Below are 25522 nucleotides of genomic sequence, written 5' to 3'. Positions count from 1 at the left end.
GGTGATAGTAGGAAGGCGTGTTCATGGTGATGGAGTAGCAGTGATGCCAGCTTTGGTCGAGATCAAGCCGCCGGACTTTCCGGTCCTGATCGACCTGCGCTATGCCACGGCCGACAACCTGACCGGCGCGCCGATCTATGCCCGTGCCGGCTGTTACCTCAACCCGGAAGCAGCCGGGCTGCTGAAAAACGCCGTTCAGCTGGCCGCCCAGATGGGCCTGCGGCTGAAGGTGTTCGATGCCTTCCGTCCGACCGAGGCCGCCTGGGCTTTGTGGAACCACACGCCCGATCCGACTTTCCTGGCCGATCCGCGCAAGGGCTCGCCGCATTCGCGCGGCGCCGCCGTGGATGTGACGCTGGTGGATGACGCCGGCGACGAACTCGACATGGGCACGGATTTCGATGCCTTCACGCCGCTGGCCTTCCATGGCGTGCTGGAGATCGGCGCGGCGCAGCAACGCAACCGCGCGCTGCTGCTGGGAATCATGACGGCGGCGGGCTGGGATTTCTATCGCAACGAATGGTGGCACTACCAGCTGTTCCAGCCGCGCCGCTATCCGCTCTTGTCGGATGCGGCGGCCGGCACGGAACTGATGGCGCCGTCCGGGGTGATGTGATCGGCGGTGATCGCCACGCGATCCACTTCGCCGGACAGCCATTGCGCCGTGGTCAGCGGCTCGGCTTTTTCAAACAGCACGTCGCCGATCATCTCGCCGACCAGCGGCCCGAACTTGAAACCATGACCTGACGTGCCGCAGAAGGCATAGGCACGCGGCCCCAATGTACGGAACTGGAAGCGTTCCTCGATCTCCACATCGTAGAAGCAGGTCTTGGCCTGCACCACTTTGTAATCGTCCAGATTGGCGATGCGATGACGGGCGTTGTCGAGAATGGCGGCAATCTCTGCCGGCCTCGGTTCGCGGTCGGCCGAAGGATCGGCGGTCAGGCCGAAACGATGGTCGCCGATCTTCAGGCCGGTGCGCATGCCATCGCGGGTGATGCGCGGCGGCACAACGTAGAAGCCTTTCGTCTGGCCGATTTCGAGCAGCATCGGTGCGCTGTACCAGGCCGTGCCCAGATCGGCCGGCGGCTGCAGATACACCACCACCTGGCGCGACGGCCGCGACACCTCGGCAAGGCCGGGCAACAGTTTCGAGGTCCAGGGCCCGGCGGTCACCAGCACGCGGTCGGCCTGCAGCGCGCCATGCTCGCCGAGCGTGACCGTGCCGGCCTCGGCATCCACCGCGGTAACGGTTTTACCGGTGGCAATGCGCACGCCGTGGTCGCGCAGATGCGTGGTGAGCGCCGCGACGATGGCTTCGGCAAACAGCACGCCGCCGGACGGACAATAGAACGCATCCTGCAGGCCGGCCTCGTTCAGCATGGGATAACGGCCGGCCACGGTTTCGGCATCGAAGGCGAGATGCTCGACCTCTTCCTCGGTCAGTACGGCGGCGCATTTCGCCGTCCAGTCATCGCCCTCGCCGCTCAGGATCAGCGTGCCGGTCTCGGCATAGAGCGTCATCTTCAGGTCGCGCCAGAGCCGGTCCCAGGCGTGGTAGGCATGGCGCACCATGCGGGTGTAGCCCACCTGCGCGCCATAGGGGTAGCGGATGAGGCGATGCTGGTCGACCGAGGAGCCGAGCGGATTGGGCAGCGTGCCCTGCTCGATCAGCGTGACATCGGCGCCATTGCGACGCAGCGCCCAGGCGCTGCTGAGGCCCATGATGCCGCCGCCGACGATGATGACCTTCATGCCGTTTTCCGTCTTCATGACATCAGGCTCTCTACCACCAGTTCGGCCGCCGCCAGATCTTCCAGCGCGGTGCCGACCGATTTGAACACGGTGACCTCGGTATCGTTGCTGCGGGCGAAGACATCGTTGCGGCACAAGGCAAACAGATCGCCGCGCACATCCTCGGGACTCAGCAGGCCGTGCTTGATCGGCACGACGAGATCGCCGGCTTCTTTCAATGCGCCTTCGCGGGTATCGACCCAGACCTCGCCACGCGACAGGGTGGCGTCGTCGGCCTCGCGCATCTGCGGCGTGAAGCCGCCGACCAGATCGACATGGGTGCCGGGCTTGAGCCAGTCGCCGCGCACCAGCGGCTCGCGGCTTAAGGTCGCACAGGAAATCGTGTCGGCGACGCGCTGCGAGGCCTCCAGATCGTCGACCACGGCAATCGACGCATTCAGGTCGGTCAGTTTCGCCGCCAGCACTTCGGCGCTGCTGCGATTGCGATTCCAGATCTCGATGCGCTTGTAGCGGCGCACCGCGCAATGGGCACGGATCAGATGCGGCGCCAGCGAGCCGGCGCCGATCATCAGAAGATGCTGTGCATCCTGGCGTGCCAGATACCCGGCGGCCAGAGCAGACGCGCAGGCGGTGCGACGGAGCGTGAGTGCCACGCCATCGATCACCGCCTTGGGCGCGCCGGTGCGCGCATCGAACAACAGATAGGCGCCGATCACCGACGGCAACCCCGCCTTTGGATTGTCCGGGTAGACACTGACCGCCTTGATGCCGATATGCCGCCCGGGCTGCCAGGCCGGCATGATCAGCAGCGTGCCACCCGGGCCGCCCTGCGGATCATCGATATGGAAATGGCTGCGCACCGGCACCTCGCCGCCCGCCTGAAAGGCGGCGCGCAGATGCGGAATCAGTTTTCCGTAGGGCAGAGCCGCATGGACGGCGGCGGCATCGATACTGCGCATGGGCGGAACCGGGTCAGGCGAGCGGCGCCGGCGGCAACGGCGGCAGTGCCGATGCGGCTGGCGTCTGGTCGGCCGGCTTCTGCGCCGCCAGCTTGATCTCGGCCTGGCGCTGGCGCGCGGCCTTCTGGCGCGCCGCCGACCAGGCATTGAACCGGCCGAACACCGCGCCGAGGATCAGACCGACAAAGAAGACAAGGAAAACCAGCAGGTAGAGCGGCAGCTCGACCTCGAAGGGCAGCGGATCGATGCTGACAGTCACCGGATTCTTGTTGGCGACCGCAAACACCACCAGGATCAGGAGAAGCAGGGCGCCCAGAAAAACGCGCAGAAAGCGCATGCGGACCCCCGCTGGAAAATTACTCGGTGTCGGACGACTTGCCCGAGAGATTGAGCTTCTGGCGCAATTCCTTGCCCGTCTTGAAGAAGGGCACGAACTTTTCCTGCACGTCCACGGCTGTGCCGGTGCGCGGATTGCGACCCGTGCGCGCCGGACGGCGTTTCACAGAAAATGCACCGAAACCGCGCAATTCAACACGATCGCCGCGCGAGAGTGCGTTGGCGATCTCATCGAAGATGGTGCCGACGATGCGCTCGATATCGCGCTGCGTCAGATGCTGGTTACGTTCGGCCAGACGGTTGATGAGTTCGGACTTGATCATCGGTTTTCCCTGCGCAGCGGCTGCGGGCCCCCTCGTTCGTTACTCAGGGTGCCAAACCGAGGTCAGGCCGTCAAGCCTAAGTCTTTCCCCGAAAAGGCTTTTTCCAAGGAGGGCGATGGCCGTCCGGCTGCCCAGGCCGTCCAGCAGGCCGGCCGGCGGGTCCGGCGGCACGTCGCGGAGGGGCAAATCGGCGCTGATGCCGCGCTGTCCGGCCAGCCAGGCCCGGGCCTCGGCCAGGCCGCCCAGGCCGTCGATCAGGCCATTATCCAGCGCCGCGCGGCCGGAATAGACCCGGCCATCGGCCAGCTGGCGGACCTTTTCGACCGGCAGATTGCGGCGGTCGGCCACCAGACCGACGAACCAGCTGTGGGTTTCATTGACCATGGCCTGGATTTGGGCCCGGCCGGCCGGGCTCATCGGCTTGGTCGGATTCGGCTCGGCCTTGAGCGCGCCCGAAGTGATGGTTTCGGCGCTGACGCCGACCTTTTCCATCAGTTTGGAGAATTCCGCAGTCTGGAACAGCACGCCGATCGAGCCGGTGAGCGAGGTTTCACGCGCCAGAACATGGTCACCGGCGATGGCGATCATGTAGCCGGCGGAGGCACCGAGCGTGCCGATCACCGCCACCACGGGCTTTTTCTCGGACACCTTGCGAATGGCCTGGAACAGCGCCTCACCGCCATAGGTGCTGCCGCCGGGGCTGTTGATATGCAGGATGAGCGCACGGGCGCGGTCATCCGCCGCCACCTCCTGCAGCTTTTCCATCCACCAGTCGTTTTCGCTGATGACGCCGCTGATCTCCAGGCGGGCCACATGCACCTGATGACCGCGGATCACATTGCCGGGGTCGAGGCGGTACAGGCCAATGACCGCGACGGCGAGCACCGCGATCACGGCGATGAAGCGCCACCAGGTCAGGCGGCGGTTGAGCTTGCGGCGTTCCAGCCAGGCATCGGTATCGGACATGAGGGTAAACTTAGGCAGCACTTCGGTTTTTGCCAAGGGAGCGAGGCAGACAAAACCGCCCCGCGGCGGTTACAGTTCCCGTATGCGCTCCCTTATCTTTGCCGGCCTGCTGCTGTTGGCCCTGCCCGCCCAGGGTCAGAGCCCGATCCAAGATGTGCCTGGCGGCGAAGCGCCGCGCTATACCGAGCGCAGCCTGTCGAAAACCCCGATGGACGCGGCGATCCGCAGCCGCTTCTGGGCGCCGGGCCTGAACGAGGGCTATGTGCCGCAAAGCCTGACCTTTGTGCGTGACACGATCTTTGTCGGCACCTATCGCAGCACCGAGCAGCAGACCAATCGCGGCCCGGCGAAAATCTTTGCCGTCGATCCGAAGAACGGCGCCGTGGTCGGCGGCTTCGATCTGCCCGACAGCATCGGCCATGTCGATGGCCTGGCTGCCACGCCCGATGGCGGCCTGCTGTTCCTCGCCGACAGCGGCCGCGCGCTCTATGCCTTCGATCTGCCGCGCTCGCTGCAGGCCGGCCGCGCCGTCATCGTCGGCAAGCCGCGCAAGCTGGAAAAAGATCCGGCGCTGGGCAGCAACTTCCTCAGCTTCGACGGCCGGCTGCTGTGGTTCGGCCGCTACAGCCGCGACGATACGGCCGCCCGGCTGGTCGCCGCCGATCCGGCCATGGTGTTCAACGGCAGCGACAAGCCCTTCCGCATGGCGCAAGCCGCGCGCAGTCTGGCCCTGCCCTTCCATATCCAGGGTGCCACCTTCGATGCGCAGGGCACTCTCTGGCTCAGCGCCAGCAACGGCAGCATGGGGCGGCTTTATCGCATCGACACGCAGAACGGCGCGGTGCTGGCGGAGTATCCGGCGATGGCCGGGCTGGAAGACCTGGCGCGCGGCGCCGATGGTCTGCTCTGGAGCATCTCTGAGGCCGGCTCGCAGCGCTGGAACAGCTGGAAGACATTTTTCCCGCTGCTGTTCAGTTTCGATCCGGCGGCGCTGAAGTAAACGTGTTTCCGTCATTCCCGCGAAAGCGGGAATCCCATTTGTTTTTCGAATGCTAAAAATGGGACCCCGGATCAAGTCCGGGGTGACGATCTGTGGTTGCCTACCAGCGGAACAGGTCGAAGCGCACCAGGCGATAGGGCAGCGGGTCGAGCCCGTGGCGGCGACGGACGGCATATTCCACCATCTGGATCGCCCACATGGCGATGAAGGCACCGCCAAAACTGCCAACCACGGTGAGCAGCATGTTATCCGGCGGGATGCCACGCATGGCGCCGACCTTCAGGGCAATGGCCTGGCCCAGCCCGAAGCCGAGCACCAGCGAGATCACGTTGGTGGCGTACTTGGCGATGCGCCACTGGGTGGTGGCGTTGAGTTCGTACTGCACCGTCGACCAGCCGGCCAGCACCACCAGCACGATCAGACAACCGCCGGTGATGGTGATGAAGGGATCGTCCATGATGTCCTCGCCTGACGCCTGTTTCTTGTTGCGCCGGACTATAGAGGGATCGTGCAGCGGATCAATCCGGCTTAAGGCGGATCGAGCAGGCCGCGGAAGGTGGCCTGCAGCACGCCTTTTTCCAGGGCCTCCACCGCAATCTGGCGCTGGCGCGAGGGCACCGGCTGATGACCCGCCACAGGATCGGCCGGCGACCAGCTCACGGCGCTGAGCACAAAGGCGACGCGGCTTTCGCCGGCTTCGGCCGCCATCGGCAGCAGCAGGCGACGCATGCGGCCATGGCCTTCCTCGGCCCAGGCCCGCACATTCTCCACAAAGAAGGGCTGCGCCTTGTCAAAGACGATGTCGTAGATGCCTTCCAGATACGGGCGGTAATCACCGGTCGGATACAGTTCGGTGCTGGTCTTGCCGGTGGCGTCGCGGCCAAAGCGCTGCACCAGCTCGGTGCCGACCAAGCGGAACCGGAATTCGGAACCCTGTCCGGTGCGCTCGGCCAGTGCCAGATGCGGCAACAGACGGCGCGGCATATCGAGCGGATCGATGGCGCTGCGCGGCGGCAGTGGATGGGCGCCCCGCTTGGCCGACCAGTAGGCGGCCAGGTTCAGCAGGATGCGATCGTCGGCAAATGGCAGGGAGTGGCCGGCTGACACGGATACGGGAACTCTTAATTAAGCCGACCAGACGAATCGGAATGCGGTAACATGATCCGACAGTCATGCAATTCTCATTCGGATTCAATGGGTTGCAACCTGACCGCGTATGATTGAGGTTTAAAATATCGCCGGGGACGCTTATTGGTCGGATTTACCGATTTCAAGCTGCCCTTTCAGTCTGGCCAATGCCAGACGGATACGCGACTTCACCGTGCCGAGCGGCAGGTTTTCCCGTATGGCGATATCCCGGTGCGACAGATCGGAAAAGAAAGCGAGCTGCAGCAGCTTGATCTGTTCCGGCGGCAGGGTCTGCAGCGCATCGCGCAGCCGGGCCTCGTCCTGCGCCACATCCAGACCCTGATCCGGCGCCGGCTCGGGGTCGGGGATCAGGGCCGGATCGTTGGGATCGAATTCGGGCCGGCGTTCGCGCCGCAACCGGTCGATGCGCTTGTTGCGCGCGATGGTGAACAGCCAGGTGGCCACCGAGGCCTGCGCCGCATCGAAACTCGCCGCCCGGCGCCAGGCCAGGATCAGGCTTTCCTGGGCCAGCTCCTCGGCGGCATCCTCGGGCGTGCCCAGACGCATCAGATAGGCTTTCACCCGGGGGGCGAAATGCTCGTACAGCCGCGCAAAGGCCGCCCGATCGCCGGCCTGCGCCACCGCGGCCATCAGCTCTGCCTGCCGTTCACGGTCCATGGGAGCGCCCGATCATGGCGCAATGGTGCGGGAAGATCAGGGATAAGACAAGCCAGCCAATGGCTTAGACAACAACCCGTGAACGCTGTGATGGCTGCCATGATGTCGCCATGAAATCGGGTGGAAATCGCCTATCCGCCCCGCTATGTTCGCCGCCATGACCGACAACACGGCTAATCGATCCGCAGCTCAGACGCTCGCCTCGCTCCTCCTGTTGCCTGCCCTTACCATCGGGCTTGCCCTCGGCGTGTGTGCCCTCGGCAGCCCTGCCCTGGCACAGGCGAAGAAGCAGGAGGCCAAACCGACGGCCGCCGCCAAACCCGAGACGAAAAAGATCGGCAGCTTCAGCGGCTGGGATGCCTACGAGCATACCGACAAGGGCGCCAAGCTCTGCTACCTGCATGCGCTGCCGCAGAAGAAGGAACCGGCAGCCGCCAAGCGCGGCGAGATCTATATCCTGGTGACGCACAAGCCGAAGGAAAAGATCCGCAACGAGGTCAGCATCTATTTCGGCTACACGCTGAAGGATGCCACGCCGGCGCAGGCGGTGATCGGCCCCACCACGGTGGAGATGTTCACCCACCAGGAGGCCGCCTGGGCCTCCGATTCATCCGTCGACCAGAAGCTGGTCGATGCCCTGCGCAAGGGCAAATCCCTGGTGGTGAAGGGCGAGTCCGCCCGCGGCACCAAGACCACCGACACCTATGACCTGGGCGGCTTCATGCCGGCCCTGCAGGCCATCGACAAGGCCTGTGGCCTGCCGGCGACGTCATGAGTATCCCCGCCCTCTCCTCTTCTGCCGCCATCGTCGAGGATGTCCGCGTCGGCGATCGCGCGCCGGCAGCAGCCGACGGCCGCACCGAGCTGCTGGGCCTGACGCGCGCCGAAATCGCCGCGGCCTTGGTGGCGGCCGGCGAAGCCGAGAAGGGCGCAAAGATGCGCGCCAGCCAGCTCTGGCACTGGATCTACTATCGCGGCAGCCGCGACTTTGCCGCGATGACCACGCTGTCGAAAGACCTGCGCGAGCGTCTCAGTCATCATTTCAGCGTCGGCCGGCCCACGGCCAGCACGGATCTGAAAAGCACCGACGGCACGCGCAAATGGCTGATCCGCTTCGCCGACGGCGAAGAAGCCGAATGCGTGCATATCCCCGAGGACGATCGCGGCGCGCTCTGCGTCTCCAGCCAGGTCGGCTGTACGCTGACCTGCCGCTTCTGCCACACCGGCACCATGAAGCTGGTGCGCAACCTTAACGCTGCCGAGATCGTCGGCCAGGTGATGCTGGCCCGCGATCACCTGAACGAATGGCCCTCGCCGCCGGACGGCCGCATGCTGTCCAACATCGTGATGATGGGCATGGGCGAGCCGCTGTACAATTTCGACAGTGTCGCCAAAGCGCTGAAGATCGTGATGGACGGCGAAGGCATCGCCATCTCCAAGCGCCGCATCACGCTCTCCACCGCCGGCGTGGTGCCGATGATCGCGCGCTGCGGCGCCGAGCTGGGCGTCAATCTGGCGATCAGCCTGCATGCGGTGCGCGACGATATTCGCGACGTGATCGTACCGATCAACAAGAAATACCCGATCAAGGACCTGATGGCCGCCTGCGCCAGCTATCCCGGCCTGAGCAACGCGCGCCGCATCACCTTTGAATATGTGATGCTGAAGGGCGTGAACGACACGCCGGCCGATGCGAAAGAGCTGGTGCGGCTGCTGAAGGGCGTGCCGGCCAAGGTGAACCTGATTCCGTTCAACCCCTGGCCCAACGCGCCCTATGAATGCTCGAGCGACGAGGCGATCCGCAAGTTCAGCGATATCGTCTTCAACGCCGGCTATTCCTCGCCGGTGCGCACGCCGCGCGGCCGCGACATCATGGCCGCCTGCGGCCAGCTCAAATCCGCCAGCGTGAAACGCAGCAAGGCCGATATCCTGCGCGAGCAGGCGGCCAAAGACGCGGCCGCCGCCGCCCTGCCGGCCTGACCATGCGCAGCCTGTTCGCCGCCGCCCTGCTTGCCACTGCCCTGCCGGCCGCCGCCGCGCAGGCCCAGAACCTGCTGCAGGGGCCGGGCCTGGCACCGCCGCCGGCCCAGTCGCAGATCAGCACCGCGATCCAGCCCCTCGCAGCGCCGCCGGTGCTGACGAATGTGGATGAGAACGTGGCCTTCAATCACACCGAACAGTGGCTGATCCCGCTGTATTTCGAGCGTGTGCGCCAGAAGCAGAAACGCGCCGCGCGTCAGAAACGCTACGAACGCGCCCTGCCCGCCGGCCTGACCGCAATCCCCGCACGGGGTTCGCAGCTGCCGCCAGTGGTGCTGGCCGAAGCGCCCCGCTTGCCGGGGCCGCTGCTGCGCGACCTGCCGCCGGCCCGTCCTGGTACCGAGCGCATCATCATTGCCAAGGATGTGGTGATGGTGCACACGGCCAGCGGCGAAGTGCTGGATGTGCTGAGCAACATTATTTACTGAGGCCGGGCCGTCCGGCGCACTAGCGCCGGAAGAACCCGACCAGCTCGGCCAGTTCGGTGGCCTGGTGCGACAGCGCTTGGGCCGAGGCCGTGGTCTCCTCCACCAGCGCGGCGTTGCGCTGGGTGGTCTGATCCATCTGCGCCACCGCCATATTCACCTGTTCGAGGCCCGTGGCCTGTTCGCGTGACGCTGCCGCGATCTCGGCGATGATGTCGGACACGCCGCGGATCGCCGTATTCACCTCATCCAGCGAAGCGCCGGCCTTGTCGACCAGAGCGGCACCATCACGCACATGGCCGTTGGACGCCTCGATCAGGTTGCGGATTTCCTTCGCCGCATTGGCCGAGCGTTGTGCCAGCGCGCGCACTTCATGGGCGACGACGGCAAAGCCCTTGCCGGCATCGCCGGCCCGGGCCGCCTCGACGCTGGCATTCAGCGCCAGCAGGTTGGTCTGGAAAGCGATCTCGTTCATCACCGCGACGATATCGCCGATTTTCGACGCACTGGCCTCAATCTGCTGCATGGCCGCGATCACGCCCTGCACCACGGTGCCGCTCTGCGCTGCCGTGCTGCGGGCATTATGGCTGAGGCCGTCGGCGCGCGTGGCGTTATCGGCATTCTGCTTCACGGTGGCGGTGATCTGCTGCATGGTCGCCGCCGTCTCTTCCAGGGCCGCGGCCTGGCTTTCGCTGCGCTGGGCGAGATCGAGGCTGCCCGATGAAATCTCTGCAGACGCGGTTTTCACCGCGGTGGCGCTTTCAGCCAGACGGCCGGAGAAATCGCCGAGCAAAGCCGCCATCGCATTGGTGCTGTCTTTCAGCTGGCCGAACAGGCCGGCATAGTCGCCCTGCACCTGGCGGGCGAGATCGCCGGCGCCGAGCGCCGCCGTCACCAGCGCCATCTCGTCCATCATATGCTGCAGCATTTCCACAAAGCGGTTGAGCTGCTGGCTGATATCGAGGAAAAAGCCGCTCTTGCCATCCTGCGCCAGACGGCTGGAGAGATCGCCGGCAATCAGCCGGTTGACCAGATCGGTGACCTCGGCCGCCGAAACGCGTTCCCGGGCTTCCGCCTCGGCCTGCTGCAGTTTTTCATTGTCACGCACCATCTGGCGATCACGCGAGGATTTGCGACGGGCCGCCGCCTGGCCGCGCCAGGCACGCCAGGACTGTCGCAGCTGACCAAGGCGCGCACCGGCGCCCACGGCAGCAGCAACCGTGGCAATCACCGGCAAGCCCAGCATCAGGCAGAAACCGAGGATGCCGGCAAGACGATCCGGTTTCTGTTCGAGCAGCGCCGCGCAGGCCGCCTGCAGATCCGATGCGACGCGATCGCGCACGCGGCAGATCTGGTCGATACGCGCTGTCGTAACCTGGAACCAGTGCGGCGCGGCGATATCGGCCGCTTCGCCGGCCGCGAAGCTGTGATAGATACGGCTGCGCAGGGTATCGACTTCGGCGAATTGCGGCCCGCTGCGCAGATCGTCGAACTGTTTGGCCTGCGCCGGCGTGGCGTGGCTCTTGAACACCGTGAAATCCGCCTCCTGCAGGAAGCCCAGACTCATGAAGCGCTGGAATATCGGCAGCTCGAACTTGCCGGCCGCCAGCGCACCTGACCCGGTGGCGCGCTCCTGCGCCGATTTTTCCAGGCCTTCCAGCAGGGCGAGGAAGGCATCGAGACCCCGGGCGATCGCCATGTTCTGCAGCAGATAGCCCAGACTGCGCACGCTCTCCAGCGCCTGACGGATCGGCGCGGTCCAGTTGGCGAAGGATTGCTGGGTGGTCAGATCCAGCCGGTCAATGGCCGGCCGTGCGGTGCGTGCCGAATCCAGCGCCTGGCTCAGTTCGGCGCCCGCCGCGAGCAACGGTGTCAGCAGGGCGAAGCCGCGGCAGTCCTGCAGGGCGCGGCGCAATTCGGTCACACGATTGTCGAGATCGCCGCGCGCGCCGTTCAGCTGCTCGCGGAACTGCGTGCCCTTGCTGCCGATGAACAGGGCGCTGGAGCCGCGCTCGCGCTGCAGGTCATGGGCCAGTGCGCCGACCGCGATGGCATAGCCGATGGCCTTCTCCGCCGCCGGCGCTTCGCTGTACAACTGGCGCGCCTCGTAGAGCTGCGTGGCGGCATAGCCGACAAATCCGAGCACCGAAAGACTGCGAGACTGACCGGGCATTCACTACCTCTATCGCCTTTTGCGATGCCTATAATTTTCACTGAAAACAAAGCATGTTCCGTGCCAAGAAAACTTTTGCGCCCCTCAGTTGCGTTCAGCGCACGGCCCGCGGGCAATTGCCGCCACGAAAAACGGGATGCTGAACCTTCAGCATCCCGTTTGCCATCATCCTCATGGGCGAGAAGCGTGCGCAAACCGCACGCGGCGCCGCTTAGTAGCGTTTGTATTCGAGATACTTGCCGGTCATGACGATCTTGACGCGATCGCCCTTCGGGTCGGGCAGGCGTTCCATCGTCATGTTGAAATCGATGGCCGACATGATGCCATCGCCGAACTCCTCATGGATCAATTCCTTCCACGTGGTGCCGTAGACCTGCACCAGCTCGTAGAAGCGGTAGATGGTCGGATCGGTCGGCGGCACCTGCGGCAGCGAGCCGCGATACGGGATCTCGCAGAGCAGCTTTTCCTCCATCTTGCCCAGGCCCAGCAGCTTGGCGGCCTTGGCGGCCTGCGCCGGCTCCAGCTTCATCTGGCCGAGCAGGGCGGCGGTGATGAGGATATGGGATTCCTTGGGATCGATCTTCTTGGCGATGGCCTTCCAGGTCAGGCCCTTCAGACGTTTGGCATCGCAGATCTTTTCGGTAACGGCTTCGCGCTTCACGGGTCTCTCTCCTCTGCTTTCTGACGGTTATTCAGCGGCCGCGTTGACGCCGGCGGGGCGCACATGTGGCGGTTTCTTCGCATCCCAGCCAGCCGGCGGGATGAAGTTTTTCGAGCGCCGCACCAGGAAATCCAGCAGGTGATTGCGCATCGGGTAGTATTCGGCGAGCTGGTGCAGGGTTTCGCGCGTGCGGGTCTTGGGCAGGGTGTTGACCAGGATTTCAGCGATCTTCGCGCCCGGCCCGTTGGTCATCAGCACGATGCGGTCGGCCAGCAGGATAGCTTCGTCCACATCATGGGTAATCATGAAGACGGTGAGGTTGGTGGTGGCGCGCAAGCGCAGAACCTCGTCCTGGAGCGTGCCGCGCGTCAGGGCATCCAGCGCCGAGAAGGGCTCGTCCATCAGCAGCGTTTTCGGCTCGATGCTGAGCGCGCGCGCGATGCCGACGCGCTGCTTCATGCCGCCCGACAGCTGCGACGGCTTCTTGGCCTCCGCGCCGGCCAGACCGACCATGGCGATATATTTGCGCGCATGTTCGGCGGCCTCGAACCTGGTCCATTTCGGCCAGCGCGACTGCACTGCGAACATCACGTTGTCGAGCACGGTCATCCAGGGCATCAGGGCGTGGCCCTGGAACACCACCGCGCGCTCCAGGCTCGGGCCTTCAATCGCCGTGCCGTCGAAGATGATGGCGCCCTCGGTGGCGCTGTCGAGCCCGGCCATGATGTTGAGCACGGTGGTCTTGCCGCAGCCGGAATGGCCGATGATGCAGACGAACTCGCCCTTATCCATGCTGAACCACAGATCCTCGAACACCGCCTGGTCGGCGCCGGGGAACTGGCGCTTGAGCGCCTCGACGGAAATGAAATGCTGGCTCATCGCACTTACTCGGTGAACGTGACGAGGCGGGTGAGGAAGCCGAGGAACTGGTCGAGCAGCATGCCGATCACGCCGATGAACAGGATGGCGTTGATCACATTGGCAATCGACAGGTTGTTCCACTCATTCCAGACGAAGTAGCCGATACCGGTGCCGCCGACGAGCATCTCTGCCGCCACGATCACCAGCCAGGCAATCGAGATCGAAATGCGCATGCCGGTGAGGATGGTGGGTGCGGCGGCGGGCAGGATGACACGGAAGATCTTGCGGAAGGTGCCGACCTCCAGGGTGCGTGCCACATTCAGCCATTCACGCCGCACATTGGCCACCGCGAAGGCCGTGTTGGTCAGCATCGGCCAGACCGAGCAGATGAAGATGACGAAGATCGACGAGATCGCTGAGTCCTTGATGGTGTAGAGCGCCAGCGGCATCCAGGCCAGCGGCGACACCGGCCGCATCACCTGAATGAAGGGATCGAGCGCCTGGCGGAACAGCGGCGACAGCCCGATCAGGAAACCGAGTGGCACCGCGACGATGACGGCGAGGCCGAAGCCCAGCGCCACGCGCAGGATCGACCAGCCGAGCTGCACGCCGATGCCCTGGTCGTTCGGACCCTTGATGTAGAAGGGATCGGCCAGATGCGCCCACAGCACTTTGCCCACATCCAGCGGCCCCGGCATGGCGGATTTGCCCTGGGTGGCGGTCAGCCCCATGAGCTTGGCATATTCGGGATCCATGGCCTGGGTGGCGCCGGTGCCCGAGGTGGCGATATGCCAGGCCCCGAGCAACGACAACAGGAGCGCCAGGGATACGATGGCGGCACGCAGGCGGAACGACATCTTCATCAACGCAACTCCGCCTGCGACTCAGACCCGCTTGATCTTGAACGAGTTGACGTATTCCGCCGGCTTCGACGGATCGAAGACCTTGCCCATCACCGAGAAGGTCTTGTACGGGCTCGATGGCGGGGTGAGGCCGACATCCTGCATCAGCTTCTGGGTATCGGTGGCGAGGAAGACCTGTTCGGCCACCTTCTGGTAATCGATGTCGCCCTTGATCTGACCCCAGCGCTTCATCTGCGTGAGGATCCAGATGCCGAAGCTCTGCCAGGGGAAGGGCGCGAAATCGATGCGGTCGGGCACCTTCTTCACATTGCCCAGGCCGTCGGCATAGGTGCCGGTCAGCACCTGCTCGACCACCGTCACCGGCTGGTTGAGATAGGCGGCCGGCGCAATGGCCTCGGCAATCTGCTTGCGGTTCTCGGCCTTGGTCGCATAGGCCGTGGCTTCGATGATGGCACGCAGCAGGGCACGATAGGTGTTCGGGGCCTGGGTGATGAACTCCTGGCTGGCGGCAAAGGCGCAGCAGGGATGGCCGTCCCAGATTTCCTTGGACAGGATATGGATGAAGCCGACGCCGTCATAGACCGCACGCTGGTTCACCGGATCGGGCGCCAGGAAGCCGTCGATATTGTCGGCACGGAGATTCGCCACCATTTCCGGCGGCGGCACGGCGCGGATCTGCACATCGGTATCCGGATCGAGGCCATGCTCGGCCAGGTAATAGCGCAGCAGGTAGTTGTGCATCGAGTAGTCGAAGGGCACGGCGAGCTTGAAGCCCTTCCACGATTTCGGATCGCGCTTGTCCTTGTGTTTCATCGCCAGCGTGATCGCCTGGCCGTTGATGTTCTCGATCGCCGGCGCGGTATAGGGGATCGGGTTCGAGCCGGTGCCGGTGGTGATCGCCAGCGGCATCGGCGACAGCATATGCGCGGCGTCGTATTCCTTGTTGATGGTCTTGTCGCGAATCACCGCCCAGCCGGCGGTCTTGACCACTTCGACATCCAGGCCGTGCTTGGAATAGAAGCCCATCGGATGCGCCATGATGATCGGCGTGGCACAGGTGATGGCGATGAAGCCGACATTGAGCTTTTTCTTTTCCAGCGGCGCGGAGCCTTGCGCGAAGACCTCGCGCGCGGTGGCCAGCGGGAAGAACTGTTCGATGGCCGCGAGCAGCGTGCCCGCGCCAATGGTGTGCAGCACGCGGCGGCGGGTCACGTCATTGGGGATCAGGGCGCGGACGACGGCCTGGTCGACCGCATTGGTCAGGCGCTTTTCTTCATCGCCGGCGACCTGCAGCTGCTGGTCGCGCTGCAGCAGCGCCAGCTCGGCATTGTGGTCGGCCAGCGAACGATGGGCGCCGCAGGGGCAGGCGGAAAGATCGGTACCCGCATCGAACGGATTCTTGAACAGCGACATATCTCATCCCCCTGGTGGCTGGCCTGACGGATAAATTTGCAAGCCATGTGCCAGAAGGGGTGCGGCGCAGCATTGCCCCGTAAAACCTGCATAAATGAGCGGAAGTAATGTTTCGCCATTTACTACGAATATTCGTAGTATACGAAACTTCGTAGTTGCGATTACAATATTTCGTAATGACAGATCAGACGCCTCTCCCCGCCGTCAGCGCGCTGGGCCATGCCTTCGACAGCAATCCGCAGGCGATGCTGGCCGTCGACCCGACCGCCGACCGCATCCTGGATGCCAACCCGGCCGCCGCCCGGCTGCTGGGCTATGACCGCGACACGCTCTGCGCCATGAAGATGACCGAGCTGCATCCGGGCCAGCGGCCGGCCCTGATCGTCTTCACCGAGGCCGTGGCGGCCAAGCGGCGCTACTGGACCCGCGACCTGCGGCCGCGCCATGCCGGCGGCCATGAGCTGAAGGTGGAGTATGTCGGCGCCTTCATGAGCACGGCCGGCCATCTGCTGCTGACGCTCGGCGACCTGGACGAACTGCGCCGCCGCCATGTCGATGCCGAAGCGGATTCATACTTACGCGGCGGCATTGCCGAATGGCAGCGCGTCGAGCGGTTCTTCCGCGACATCGAGCGCGAGAACCAGCTGATCCTGCGCGCCGCCGGCGAAGGCATCTATGGCGTCAATGCCGAAGGCAAGACCACCTTCGTCAATCCCGCCGCCGAACGCATGCTGGGCTGGACGGCGGATGAACTCGTCGGCCAGGACATCCATTCGATGGTGCATCACAGCCATGCCGACGGCTCGCACTATCCCGGCCACGACTGCCCGATCTATGGCGCCTTCCGCGACGGTCATGTGCATACGGTGGCCAACGAGGTGTTCTGGCGCCGCGACGGCAAACCCTTCTGGGTCGAATACACCTCGACGCCGATCCGCGACCGCGGCGCCGTGGTGGGCGCCGTGGTGGTGTTCCGCGATGTCAGCCTGAAGCGCGAAGCCGATGAAAAGCTGCATGCGGCGCTGGAGGAAGTGGAAAGCCTGCGCCAGAAGCTGGAACTGGAAAACGCCTATTTGCAGGAGGAAATTCGCGCCGAAAGCAATCATCGCGGCATCCTGGGCAAATCGGCGGCGATCCAGAATATCCTGCGCCAGGTGGAGCTGGTGGCGCCCACCGACGCCACCGTGCTGGTCACCGGCGAGAGCGGCACCGGCAAGGAACTGATCGCACGCGCCATCCATGAAGCCAGCAAACGCAGCGACCGCCCGCTGATCCGCGTCAATTGCGCCGCCATTCCGCGCGAGCTGTTCGAGAGCGAATTCTTCGGCCATGTGAAAGGCGCCTTCACCGGTGCCTTGCGCGACCGCATCGGCCGCTTCGAGCTGGCCGATGGCGGCACGCTGTTCCTGGATGAGGTCGGCGAGATTCCGCTGGAGCTGCAGGGCAAGCTGCTGCGCGTGCTGCAGGAAGGCCAGTTCGAGCGCGTCGGCGAGGAGCGCACCCGCAATGTCGATGTGCGCGTGATCGCCGCCACCAACCGCGACCTGAAGGCCGAAGTGCGCCAGGGACGGTTCCGCGAAGACCTGTATTTCCGCCTCAACGTCGTGCCGATCGAATCGGTGCCGCTGCGCGAACGCCGCGAGGATATCCCGGCGCTGGCTGCGCATTTCCTGCGCGGCGCCGGCCGCAAGCTGAAGACCGACGGCCTGCGCCTGAGCGAAGGCGACATGCGGCGGCTGTCGCATTACGACTGGCCCGGCAATGTGCGCGAACTGGAGAATGCCATCGAGCGTGCCGCCATCCTGGCGCGCGACGGTCGCCTGCGATTCGACCTGCCGGACGCCGCAATTCCGGCCGCCCAGCCGGTGGCCGTGGCTGCGAGCCAGCCGCTGCTGCTGACCGAAGATGACCGGCGCAGCCGCGACCGCACCAATATCCTGGCCGCATTGCAGGCCTGCGGTGGCAAGGTGTTCGGCCCCGGCGGTGCGGCCGAACTGCTGGACGTGAAACCGACCACGCTCGCCTCGCGGCTCAAGGTCCTCGGAATCCGCAAACCCGCTGCCGAAAAGGCAGGCAGACAGCCCTGAAAGTGGGCAAGCCGCAGCCCACCCCTTGTTTGTCCGTCGATTCAGGGCTTCACTGCTGTCGCGTTCCCAGACGCACTCCTTTCAAGAGGCGATCATGGCAACCACGAAACTCGACAAGAACCTGCGGCTCGACCTGCCGCGCGACCTGCTGAAAAGCCATCACTGGCAGGCGGGCACCGAATTCATCATCGAGGACCGGCCCGATGGCCTGCTGCTGCGGCCGCTGACCGAGCCGAAAAAGGCCGCGAAAGCGGGCACCGCCAGCCATGGCGCCGCCGGCTGCGACCGCACCCTGGCCGAGGCCATGCGCGACCGCTACGCCCGCCTCGGGCACTGAATCGGCCGCCGCAGCCTCGCCTTTTCAATACTCCGGCCCATATCAAGGACTTGTCGTGACCACGGTCACGGCAGGCCGGGTCCTGTGCCGCCATGATCCGGCCGTAATTTCCCGGCACTGGTAGCGGGATACAAAGTCGCCCCCGGAGCGTTAGTCCATCATGTCGCCGCTTGTTACCCGCGTTGCTTTCGCCGCCGCCACTCTGCTGGCGGCGCTGCCGGCCGTTGCCCAGACCAAGGCCGCGGAGCAGAGCAGCGGTGACAACTTCCGCCTCACCGTCGGCGGCGGCGTGATCTATGCGCCGACCTATCTGGGCTCCGACGAATACGAGGTCGATCCGATCCCGCTCTTCGACCTGCGTTATGCCGACCGCTTTTTCCTCTCCACCCGCGACGGCCTCGGCGCCAACCTGCTCGAGCGCGGCTCGAACTGGAAAGCCGGCCCGGTGGTGAAATACCGCTTCGGCCGCGACCAGGATGACGATGACGCCCTGCGCGGCCTGGGCGATGTCGATCCGGCCGGCGAGGCCGGCGGCTTCGTGCATTACGACATGCGGCCGTTCAAGCTGGGCGCGGAAGTGCGCCAGGGCTTCGGCGGCCATGACGCCGTGATCGGCGATGTCTTCGCCAACTGGTCGACCAAGCTGAGCGACAGCCTGATGCTGACCGCCGGCCCGCGCGCTACCGTGGCCTCGAAAGATTTCACCCATACCTATTTCGGCATCGACAGCGCCCAGGCGGCGCGCAGCGGCTATCGCCGCTATGCGCCTGACGGTGCCTATATGAGCTACGGGCTCGGCGCCAACCTGACCTATATGCTGAACGAGCGTGTATCGCTCGGCGGTTTCGCCGGCCTCGACCGCATCGCCGGCGACGCGGCAGACAGCCCGCTGGTCGACCAGGCCGGCTCGGCCACCCAGGCCCGCGTCGGCGTCACGCTGGGCTACAGCTTCGGCTGGTAGGCCCGCTTCTGACGATGTCATGGCCGGACTTGGTCCGGCCATCCACGTCTTCCTCTATACACCCTCTACACACCAAAACATGGATGCCCGGGACAAGCCCGGGCATGACACGTGAGAGTCGGAAGAGGCCGCGATCTTACCGCGCGTCGCCCAGTTCCACATTCACCAGGTTCACCCAGTAGGCGGCGCCGGTCAGGATGATCTGGTCGTTGAAGTCGTAATGCGGCGTGTGCACCGAATGGCAGGAGCCATCCGCGATGCTGCCGCCATTGCCGATCAGGATATAGGCGCCCGGCTTCTGCTCCAGCATGAAGGCGAAATCCTCTGCGCCGGTCAGCGGTTCGGCATCGCCATCGGTGCGCGCCTCACCCACGGTGAGCGCCGCGGCCTTGAGCGCCAGCAGCGTCTGCTCAGGCGCATTCTTCAGCGGCGGATAACGCCGCAGATAGTGATAGTCCACGCTGCAGCCATGGGCCTTCGCCATGCCTTCGGCGATTTCGCCCAGGCGACGGTCAAGCAGGTCACGGTCTTCCGGCGTATAGCTGCGCGCCGTGCCGCGCACGGTGACCTCTGACGGGATGACATTGGCCGCGCCATACTGGCCGGCAGCCAGATGGCCGACGCTGACCACGGCGGCATGCTGGGGATTCACATTGCGGCCGATGATGCTCTGCGTCGCGGTGACAAAAGCCGCGGCAGGCTGTGTCGGGTCGGTGCCGAAATACGGCATGGCGCCATGGCCGCCGGTGCCGCGGAACACGGCCGTCCATGTGTCGCTTGCTGCCATCATCGGACCCGGACGGATGGCGAAGTCGCCGGTCTTCAGGCCGGGCATGTTGTGCATGCCATAGACGGCATCGACGGGAAACTTCTCGAACAGGCCATCCTCGATCATCACGCGCGCGCCGCCCTCACCTTCCTCGGCGGGCTGGAAGATGAAATGCAGCGTGCCGGCGAAATCGGGATTCTGCGCCAGATGCTTGGCCGCGCCGAGCAGCATCGTCGTGTGGCCGTCATGGCCACAGGCGTGCATCTTGCCCTGATGCACCGAGGTGTAATCGAAGGTGTTCTTCTCCTGCATGTTCAGCGCATCCATGTCCGCGCGCAGCGCAATCGTGCGCTGGCCGGCACGCTTGCCCTTGAGCGTGCCGACCACGCCGGTTTTCCCCAGGCCGCGATGGATCGGGATGCCCCATTCGGTCAGCTTGGCCGCGACCACATCGGCGGTGCGGTTTTCCTCGAAGGCGGTTTCGGGATGCTGGTGGATGTCATGGCGGATCGCGGTCAGTTCGTCGCGATAAACCTGCATATCCTTCAGAATATCTTTGCTCATCTGGGGCTCCTCTCGATCAGGGGCTTGGCCTTAGCACAGCACTGCTGACCGGCCTTGGCAAGATGCCAGCGCAATGTACCGGTACATTTCCCCCTCTGGACTTGTGCAAATCCACCCCTATCATCGCCGGCACCCGAGACAGCCAAGCAAGAGCCCCACATGGCCGCCGATACCGCCAGTTCCGCCGCCCGCCCCGCATTCCATCACCCCTCGCTGAGCCAGTGGCAGAGCGTCTCCATCCTGGCCGGCGCGGCCATCATGCTGTCGCTGGCCATGGGCATGCGGCAGAGCCTGGGCCTGTTCATGCAGCCGGTGACGAAAGATATCGGCATCTCGGCAGCCGACTTTGCTTTCGCACTCGCCATCCAGAATATCGTCTGGGGCGTGGCGCAGCCCTTTGCCGGCGCACTGGTCGACCGCTTCGGCACCCGGCTGATCGCGCTGTTCGGTGGCCTGCTCTATGCCGGCGCGCTCATCATCACCGCCTATGCCCACAGTGCCTGGATGATCACGCTCGGCTCCGGTCTGATGATCGGCGTGGCCCTGGCCTGCACGACATCGGGCATCGCCGCCAAGATCGCCGCGAAAGTCGTGCGGCCCGAGCGGCGCAGCCTGGCCTTCGGCCTGGTGTCGGCCGCCGGTTCGATCGGCACCTTCTTCTGCGCGCCGCTGGCCCAGGGCGTGATCCAGGCGAGCGGCTGGCAGATGGCGATGTTCGTCTTCGTGGCGCTGGCCGCCGCCATGCTGCCCGCCGCCCTGATGGGCGGCCGTGCCGACAAGGTGCCGCTGGATGCGATCCCCGGCGCCACTGAAACCATGCGCAGCACGCTGGGCGAGGCTGCCAATCATGGCGGCTATATCGTGATGGCGGCGGCCTTCTTCGTCTGCGGCCTGCAGCTGGTGTTTCTCACCACGCATCTGCCCACCTTCCTGGCCGATTGCGGTGCCGATCCGATGCTGAGCGCGCAGGCGCTCGCCGTCATCGGCGCCTTCAACGTTTTCGGCAGCTGGCTGTTCGGCTGGCTCGGCGACCGCTACCACAAGCCGATGCTGCTGGGCGTGATCTACATCGCGCGCTCGGTCGCCATCGCCGTCTATTTCAGCATGCCGGTGAGCCAGGCCAGCACGCTGGTCTTCGCCGCCATCATGGGCACCCTGTGGCTGGGCGTCATTCCGCTGGTCAACGGCCTGGTGGCGCAGATCTTCGGCATCCGCTATCTCGCCACGCTGACCGGCATCGCCTTCTTCAGCCACCAGGTCGGCAGCTTCCTCGGCGCCTGGGCCGGCGGCGTCATCTATGACGCGCTCGGCTCGTACCAGCTCGCCTGGCAGCTCGCCGCCGGCATCGGTGCGGCGGCCGGCGTCATGCAGCTGTTCATGAACACGACACCGACCGAACGCGTGCTGGCGAGCCAGCGCGCGACGGTCGGCGCCGAGTAATCACCGCGTCAGATACTGCTGCACGGTGTCCTGCGCCACCTTCTGGAGGTGGGCCGCCGTATCGGCGTCGAGCCCGGCCGTGTACTTCATGCCCACCGGCGACTTGCCGAACAGCGTGGCATAGGTGACAGCCGAGGCGAGATAGGTGCCGGCCAGGCTCGGATGGCGCTTGTCGGCCACATAGAGATTGAGATCGGGCTTCAGCTTGATCGACTGCGCAAAGGCCAGGCCCGCCGGAATCACCAGAGCCTTATGCTCGTTGCCGGCCTTGGTATAGGCCTCGGCCAGCTGCTCGGTCATTTCAGGCTTGTCCTGATAGGCCCAGGACATGAAGAAGACCGGCTGGCCGCCATGCTTGCGCACGGTATCGCTGTGTTTCTTGGTGTATTCGGCAAAGACCTTGCTCAAGGTCGGATGCACCGGGCACTGGCTGCAATCCATCATAACGGCAACTTCGAACAGCTTGCCGGCCGGCGGATTGAACACCACCTCGTTGTCGCCGACGAAGGAATAGCGGCCGATGCCGTTCGGCTGGAAATAGGCATCGACATTGTGCCAGTCGAGACCGGAACCGCTGATCGTCACCGACGAGGCGCGATACTTATGATCCTTCATGCCTTCGCGGACCATGAGGGCAATATGCCCGTGCATGCTGTTGTTGTAGTAGAAGAAGCTGTTGCCGATATAGATCACCGAGGCTGGTGCTGCACCGCCGAGATCCTTCACGGCGGGCCTGGTCTGGCCCCAGCTGGTCGTGGTGCCGGCCAGCGACAGCGTCACGGCCGCAGCGATTCCAAATGCGAACTTGCGCAGGGTCATCTTTGTTTCCTCCGGGTTTTATTTTTTGTCCGGCGCAAGTCTAGTGCGCCGGACAACCGGAGGCAAATCCGCTGCACCTGTCACTAGCGGCGGGCGAACAGCCGCCGCAGGGTCAGAACCGTGGTGAGCAGCGCACCCACGACAAGGCCGACCCACAGCCCGGTCACACCGAGACCCTGTATCTCGCACAGGTAGAGCCCCAGCGGCGTGCCGATGCCCCAATAGGCGACCAGCTTATAGGTCATCGGCGCCCGGGTATCCTTGCGCCCCCGCAGCAGGCCGATGGCGACGAGCCCGGGATAGCCAACAAACTGCAGCAGGCCGAGCAGAAGCAGAAGCACCACGGCAACCTGCGCCGCAGCAGCACCCGCCGCACTCGCATCGAAGAACCACACCGCCAGCGGTTGCGCGCCGAGCGCCAGCAGGAGGCAGAATGTGATCCCGCCGGCAGACGACAGTACCAGGCTGCTGGCGATCACGGCGCGGCCGGCGCTGGCATCGCCCAGGCCGTCGGCCCGGGCCAGTCGCACCATGGATGCCTGCTGCAGTGCGGCCGAGCCGGCATAGATGATGCCGGCCATCCGCAGGGTGAGCGTATGGGCGGCGACATCGGCCGCGCCCAAGGTGGCGGCATAGAGCGTCACGGCCAGATAGAGGCCGGTCTCGGTGGCCATGGTGATGCCGATGGGCAGTCCGACACGCAGCACGGCAACAAAGCCGCGCCAGTCGAACGGCGCCGGCACCGCCGGCCGTACGGGTGCCGTGCGACGCGCCATCAGCAGCAGAAGCACCAGGCTGGCGCCCGCCACCAGCAGCGTGGCGAGGCCCGATCCGGTTGGGCCGAAGGCCGGGATGGGACCCATGCCCATCATCAGCACATAGTTGCCGGCGGCATTGAGCGGCAGCATTGCCAGCGTGACCTTCAGGAAGGCCTGCGGCTGCTCGGCCGCCGTCAGCAGCGTGCGATACAGCATGACGCCCAGCATCGGAATCAGGGTGAGCGCCATGGTCTGGGTGAAGCCCGCGCCCAGCGCGAGCAGGCGCGGTTCCAGTCCGAAGGCCTGCAGCCAGAGCGGCGCGAACCAGACCACCGGAACGGTCGCTGCCGTCAGCAGCGCCACCAGCATCCAGCCGATCCGTTCGAGCCGGTGGCGGTCCTCGGCATCGGCGCGCGCCGCCGCCGCCGCATAGAAGGGCGCCACGCCGCCCAAGATGCCGGCGCAGATGTAGAAGACGATCGAATAGAGATCGCTGCCGACCGCCACCGCCGCCAGCGCATCGGTGCCGAACAGCATCGACACCATCAGCGTGTCGGTCACGCTCATGCCCATATTGACCAGCGCGATCAGTGCGATCGGCCAGCCAAGCCGCAGCAATGCGCCACCCTCGCTGATCGGCAGACGCCACGCGGCCGGGTTCGCCGTGAAATCCGTTTGTGCAATCGACATCGGTATCCCTGTCTGTTGTCTGCCGCCGTCAGGCGGCAGGACGGCGACAGCCGCGGCTTGCATCGCGGCTGTCGCCTGTTGCTTCGGTCAGCGGTCGCGCAGACGCCGCTCGGCGATCCAGAACAGCCGCGTCGCCTCGTATTGTGCGACCAGCGGATCGACGCCCGCATCGCGCAGCGTGCGGTGATCGACCTGTCCCAGGGCCCGGCGCGCCCGGATACGCCGGCGCCAGGTGCGCACCGCCTCCACCAGCCGCGTCAGGCCGTCGGTCTGGCGATCCTCGGCGCGCCGGCCGATGATCGTCCCGGTCACTGACCGCAAGACATGGGCGCGCATCAGGCCCGCGCTTCCAGGATCAGGTTGAACGGCGTCTGCGTCGCCCGGCGGAAGTGCGAGAAGCCGCTGGCCTTCGCCAACTCCGCCAGACGGCCCTCGCCGGCCTGGGCGCCTAGCACATGCGTGCCGTTTTCAGAGATCGCATGGGCACAGCACAGCATGGCGGAACCGGCGTAATACATGCGGCCGATCGGATTGAGGTTGTCTTCCACCTTGTCGTTGGCAAACGGCTCGACCAGCATCACCGTGCCATCCTTGGCCAGCGCCCTGGCCGCCTGCTTCAGCGCGACATCGGGATGCCCCATGTCGTGCAGCGCATCGAAGAAGCAGATCAGATCGAAGCCTCGCTCCGCATAGTCGCCGGCCTTGGCCACCTCGAAGGTGACGCGGTCGGCGACACCTTCCTGTTCCGCATTGCTGCGGGCCTGGGCGATCGAACCGGCATGGGTATCGAAGCCCCAGAAGCGCGACTTCGGGAAGGCTTTCGCCATGATGATGGTGGAATGGCCATGGCCACAGCCGACATCGGCGATGCGTGCGCCGTTTTCCATCTTGGGGACAACACCCTCCAGTGCGGGCAGCCAGGCCGGCACCAGGTTGGCGGCATAGCCGTTGCGGAAGAAAGCGGCGACGCCGCAATAGAGCCGCTCGTGATGGTCGCCCCAGGCCACGCCCTTGCCGGTGCGGAAGGCCTCGATGGTCTTGGGCTCGTCGAACCACAGCGAGGCCGTCACTTCCAGGGCATTGGGGATGAAGACCGGGCTGCTATCGTCGGCCAGCATCAGCGCCTGTTCCGGCGAGAGCTCGTAAGTCTGTTCGATGGCGTGGTAATCCACATAGCCGCCGGCGGCCTGGCAGTTCAGCCATTCGCGCACATAGCGTTCGGCACAGCCGCTGCGCCGGGCGAGATCGGCCGGTGTCAGCGGCCCGGCACCGGCCATCGCCTTGTAAAGGCCGAGCTTGTTGCCCACGCTGATCATCACGCCGCCATTGGCGGCCGAGAGCTCGCCGACGGCCATGCTCACGAGCGCGTGAAGCTTGTCTTGATCGATCATCATAGAATCATTCCATTCTGTAGCTTTTCCCGGGGGGTCGGGGCGGCGGAGAATGGGCGCTGTCGCAGCCGGATGTGAGAGGCTAACTTGTCAATATCGGTCCTCTTGTGCCAATGAAGCGCTCA

At 65.1% G+C, this 25522-nt stretch carries 27 protein-coding genes; 9 read left to right on the top strand and 18 right to left on the bottom strand.

What is annotated here, in order from left to right:
* Positions 1-43: 43 nt before the first annotated feature.
* Entirely contained in the window at positions 44-616 is a 573-nt protein-coding gene (gene ddpX, locus AC1ROB_RS04360; protein ID WP_492973533.1) for a D-alanyl-D-alanine dipeptidase, read from the top strand.
* On the opposite strand, the gene AC1ROB_RS04355 is transcribed toward ddpX, so the two are convergent.
* The 5 genes from AC1ROB_RS04355 to sppA are packed head-to-tail and all read right to left on the bottom strand — an operon-like array spanning position 553 to position 4339.
* Positions 553-1773: an NAD(P)/FAD-dependent oxidoreductase gene (locus AC1ROB_RS04355; protein WP_492973534.1), complete on the bottom strand. Its 1221-nt coding sequence runs from the start codon at positions 1771-1773 to the stop codon at positions 553-555. The two genes, ddpX and AC1ROB_RS04355, sit on opposite strands and share 64 nt — an antisense overlap.
* Entirely contained in the window at positions 1770-2714 is a 945-nt protein-coding gene (gene lhpI, locus AC1ROB_RS04350; RefSeq protein ID WP_492973535.1) for a bifunctional Delta(1)-pyrroline-2-carboxylate/Delta(1)-piperideine-2-carboxylate reductase, read from the bottom strand. Before lhpI ends, AC1ROB_RS04355 begins: the two co-directional genes overlap by 4 nt.
* A gap of 13 nt (positions 2715-2727) precedes the next feature.
* Positions 2728-3051, bottom strand: coding sequence for a LapA family protein (locus tag AC1ROB_RS04345; protein ID WP_492973536.1), 324 nt, complete (start codon positions 3049-3051; stop codon positions 2728-2730).
* A 19-nt stretch (positions 3052-3070) separates the two neighbouring features.
* On the bottom strand, positions 3071-3373 hold the full coding sequence (gene ihfB, locus AC1ROB_RS04340) for an integration host factor subunit beta (RefSeq protein ID WP_492973537.1): 303 nt from the start codon (positions 3371-3373) through the stop codon (positions 3071-3073).
* Between the two features lie 39 nt (positions 3374-3412).
* Positions 3413-4339 (bottom strand): signal peptide peptidase SppA, encoded by a 927-nt coding sequence (sppA, locus tag AC1ROB_RS04335; RefSeq protein WP_492973538.1) that lies wholly within the window; start codon positions 4337-4339, stop codon positions 3413-3415.
* An 82-nt stretch (positions 4340-4421) separates the two neighbouring features.
* On the opposite strand from sppA, the gene AC1ROB_RS04330 reads away from it, so the two are divergent.
* Positions 4422-5339: an NHL repeat-containing protein gene (locus AC1ROB_RS04330; protein WP_492973539.1), complete on the top strand. Its 918-nt coding sequence runs from the start codon at positions 4422-4424 to the stop codon at positions 5337-5339.
* A 100-nt stretch (positions 5340-5439) separates the two neighbouring features.
* Here the strand turns inward: AC1ROB_RS04330 and AC1ROB_RS04325 are convergent, their stop codons facing one another.
* From AC1ROB_RS04325 to AC1ROB_RS04315, 3 genes are all read right to left on the bottom strand, one after another.
* A complete protein-coding gene (locus AC1ROB_RS04325; protein ID WP_492973540.1) occupies positions 5440-5796 on the bottom strand; it encodes a hypothetical protein in 357 nt (118 codons plus the stop codon).
* Positions 5797-5867: 71 nt separating this feature from the next.
* Positions 5868-6446, bottom strand: a complete 579-nt coding sequence (locus AC1ROB_RS04320) for a PAS domain-containing protein (protein ID WP_492973541.1) — start codon at positions 6444-6446, stop codon at positions 5868-5870.
* A gap of 141 nt (positions 6447-6587) precedes the next feature.
* Positions 6588-7145 carry a sigma-70 family RNA polymerase sigma factor gene (locus AC1ROB_RS04315; protein WP_492973542.1) on the bottom strand — a complete coding sequence of 186 codons (558 nt, stop codon included), beginning with the start codon at positions 7143-7145 and terminating at the stop codon, positions 6588-6590.
* 247 nt (positions 7146-7392) lie between these two features.
* Here AC1ROB_RS04315 and AC1ROB_RS04310 point away from each other — a divergent pair, with 247 nt between their 5' ends.
* From AC1ROB_RS04310 to AC1ROB_RS04300, 3 genes are read left to right on the top strand one after another with little or no spacing between them, the layout of a single operon-like run.
* Positions 7393-7920, top strand: coding sequence for an invasion associated locus B family protein (locus AC1ROB_RS04310; RefSeq protein WP_492973543.1), 528 nt, complete (start codon positions 7393-7395; stop codon positions 7918-7920).
* Positions 7917-9125, top strand: a complete 1209-nt coding sequence (gene rlmN / locus AC1ROB_RS04305) for a dual-specificity RNA methyltransferase RlmN (RefSeq protein WP_492973544.1) — start codon at positions 7917-7919, stop codon at positions 9123-9125. Before AC1ROB_RS04310 ends, rlmN begins: the two co-directional genes overlap by 4 nt.
* A gap of 2 nt (positions 9126-9127) precedes the next feature.
* Positions 9128-9613 carry a hypothetical protein gene (locus AC1ROB_RS04300; protein ID WP_492973545.1) on the top strand — a complete coding sequence of 162 codons (486 nt, stop codon included), beginning with the start codon at positions 9128-9130 and terminating at the stop codon, positions 9611-9613.
* A gap of 19 nt (positions 9614-9632) precedes the next feature.
* Here the strand turns inward: AC1ROB_RS04300 and AC1ROB_RS04295 are convergent, their stop codons facing one another.
* The 5 genes from AC1ROB_RS04295 to AC1ROB_RS04275 form a co-directional block, all read right to left on the bottom strand.
* Positions 9633-11783: a methyl-accepting chemotaxis protein gene (locus AC1ROB_RS04295; protein WP_492973546.1), complete on the bottom strand. Its 2151-nt coding sequence runs from the start codon at positions 11781-11783 to the stop codon at positions 9633-9635.
* Between the two features lie 211 nt (positions 11784-11994).
* Positions 11995-12444: a cyanase gene (gene cynS, locus AC1ROB_RS04290; protein WP_492973547.1), complete on the bottom strand. Its 450-nt coding sequence runs from the start codon at positions 12442-12444 to the stop codon at positions 11995-11997.
* A gap of 27 nt (positions 12445-12471) precedes the next feature.
* Positions 12472-13323, bottom strand: a complete 852-nt coding sequence (locus tag AC1ROB_RS04285) for an ABC transporter ATP-binding protein (RefSeq protein WP_492973548.1) — start codon at positions 13321-13323, stop codon at positions 12472-12474.
* Between the two features lie 5 nt (positions 13324-13328).
* Positions 13329-14168 (bottom strand): nitrate ABC transporter permease, encoded by an 840-nt coding sequence (gene ntrB, locus AC1ROB_RS04280; protein ID WP_492973549.1) that lies wholly within the window; start codon positions 14166-14168, stop codon positions 13329-13331.
* Positions 14169-14189: 21 nt separating this feature from the next.
* Positions 14190-15581 (bottom strand): CmpA/NrtA family ABC transporter substrate-binding protein, encoded by a 1392-nt coding sequence (locus AC1ROB_RS04275; RefSeq protein WP_492973550.1) that lies wholly within the window; start codon positions 15579-15581, stop codon positions 14190-14192.
* 176 nt (positions 15582-15757) lie between these two features.
* Between AC1ROB_RS04275 and AC1ROB_RS04270 the strand changes: the two genes are divergently transcribed.
* The 3 genes from AC1ROB_RS04270 to AC1ROB_RS04260 all read left to right on the top strand — a co-directional run bounded on the left by AC1ROB_RS04270 (position 15758) and on the right by AC1ROB_RS04260 (position 18966).
* Complete coding sequence (locus tag AC1ROB_RS04270) at positions 15758-17668, top strand: sigma-54 interaction domain-containing protein (RefSeq protein ID WP_492973551.1); 1911 nt, start codon at positions 15758-15760, stop codon at positions 17666-17668.
* 94 nt (positions 17669-17762) lie between these two features.
* Entirely contained in the window at positions 17763-18005 is a 243-nt protein-coding gene (locus AC1ROB_RS04265) for a hypothetical protein (RefSeq protein ID WP_492973552.1), read from the top strand.
* Positions 18006-18165: 160 nt separating this feature from the next.
* On the top strand, positions 18166-18966 hold the full coding sequence (locus tag AC1ROB_RS04260; protein ID WP_492973553.1) for a MipA/OmpV family protein: 801 nt from the start codon (positions 18166-18168) through the stop codon (positions 18964-18966).
* A gap of 136 nt (positions 18967-19102) precedes the next feature.
* On the opposite strand, the gene AC1ROB_RS04255 is transcribed toward AC1ROB_RS04260, so the two are convergent.
* Positions 19103-20299 (bottom strand): M20 aminoacylase family protein, encoded by a 1197-nt coding sequence (locus AC1ROB_RS04255; RefSeq protein WP_492973554.1) that lies wholly within the window; start codon positions 20297-20299, stop codon positions 19103-19105.
* A gap of 159 nt (positions 20300-20458) precedes the next feature.
* Between AC1ROB_RS04255 and AC1ROB_RS04250 the strand changes: the two genes are divergently transcribed.
* Positions 20459-21739, top strand: a complete 1281-nt coding sequence (locus AC1ROB_RS04250) for an MFS transporter (RefSeq protein WP_492973555.1) — start codon at positions 20459-20461, stop codon at positions 21737-21739.
* Here the strand turns inward: AC1ROB_RS04250 and AC1ROB_RS04245 are convergent, their stop codons facing one another.
* The 4 genes from AC1ROB_RS04245 to AC1ROB_RS04230 all read right to left on the bottom strand — a co-directional run bounded on the left by AC1ROB_RS04245 (position 21740) and on the right by AC1ROB_RS04230 (position 25400).
* Positions 21740-22558 carry a hypothetical protein gene (locus AC1ROB_RS04245; protein WP_492973556.1) on the bottom strand — a complete coding sequence of 273 codons (819 nt, stop codon included), beginning with the start codon at positions 22556-22558 and terminating at the stop codon, positions 21740-21742.
* Positions 22559-22641: 83 nt separating this feature from the next.
* Positions 22642-24006 carry an MATE family efflux transporter gene (locus tag AC1ROB_RS04240; RefSeq protein WP_492973557.1) on the bottom strand — a complete coding sequence of 455 codons (1365 nt, stop codon included), beginning with the start codon at positions 24004-24006 and terminating at the stop codon, positions 22642-22644.
* Positions 24007-24093: 87 nt separating this feature from the next.
* Complete coding sequence (locus AC1ROB_RS04235; RefSeq protein ID WP_492973558.1) at positions 24094-24342, bottom strand: YjiS-like domain-containing protein; 249 nt, start codon at positions 24340-24342, stop codon at positions 24094-24096.
* Entirely contained in the window at positions 24342-25400 is a 1059-nt protein-coding gene (locus AC1ROB_RS04230; RefSeq protein WP_492973559.1) for a class I SAM-dependent methyltransferase, read from the bottom strand. Before AC1ROB_RS04230 ends, AC1ROB_RS04235 begins: the two co-directional genes overlap by 1 nt.
* Between the last annotated feature and the right edge of the window lie 122 nt (positions 25401-25522).

It is taken from the genome of Ferrovibrio sp. GW821-FHT12F09 (assembly GCF_058806775.1).
Note: the sequence above shows the minus strand (reverse complement) of the source record. Positions and strands in the feature narration are given on the sequence as shown.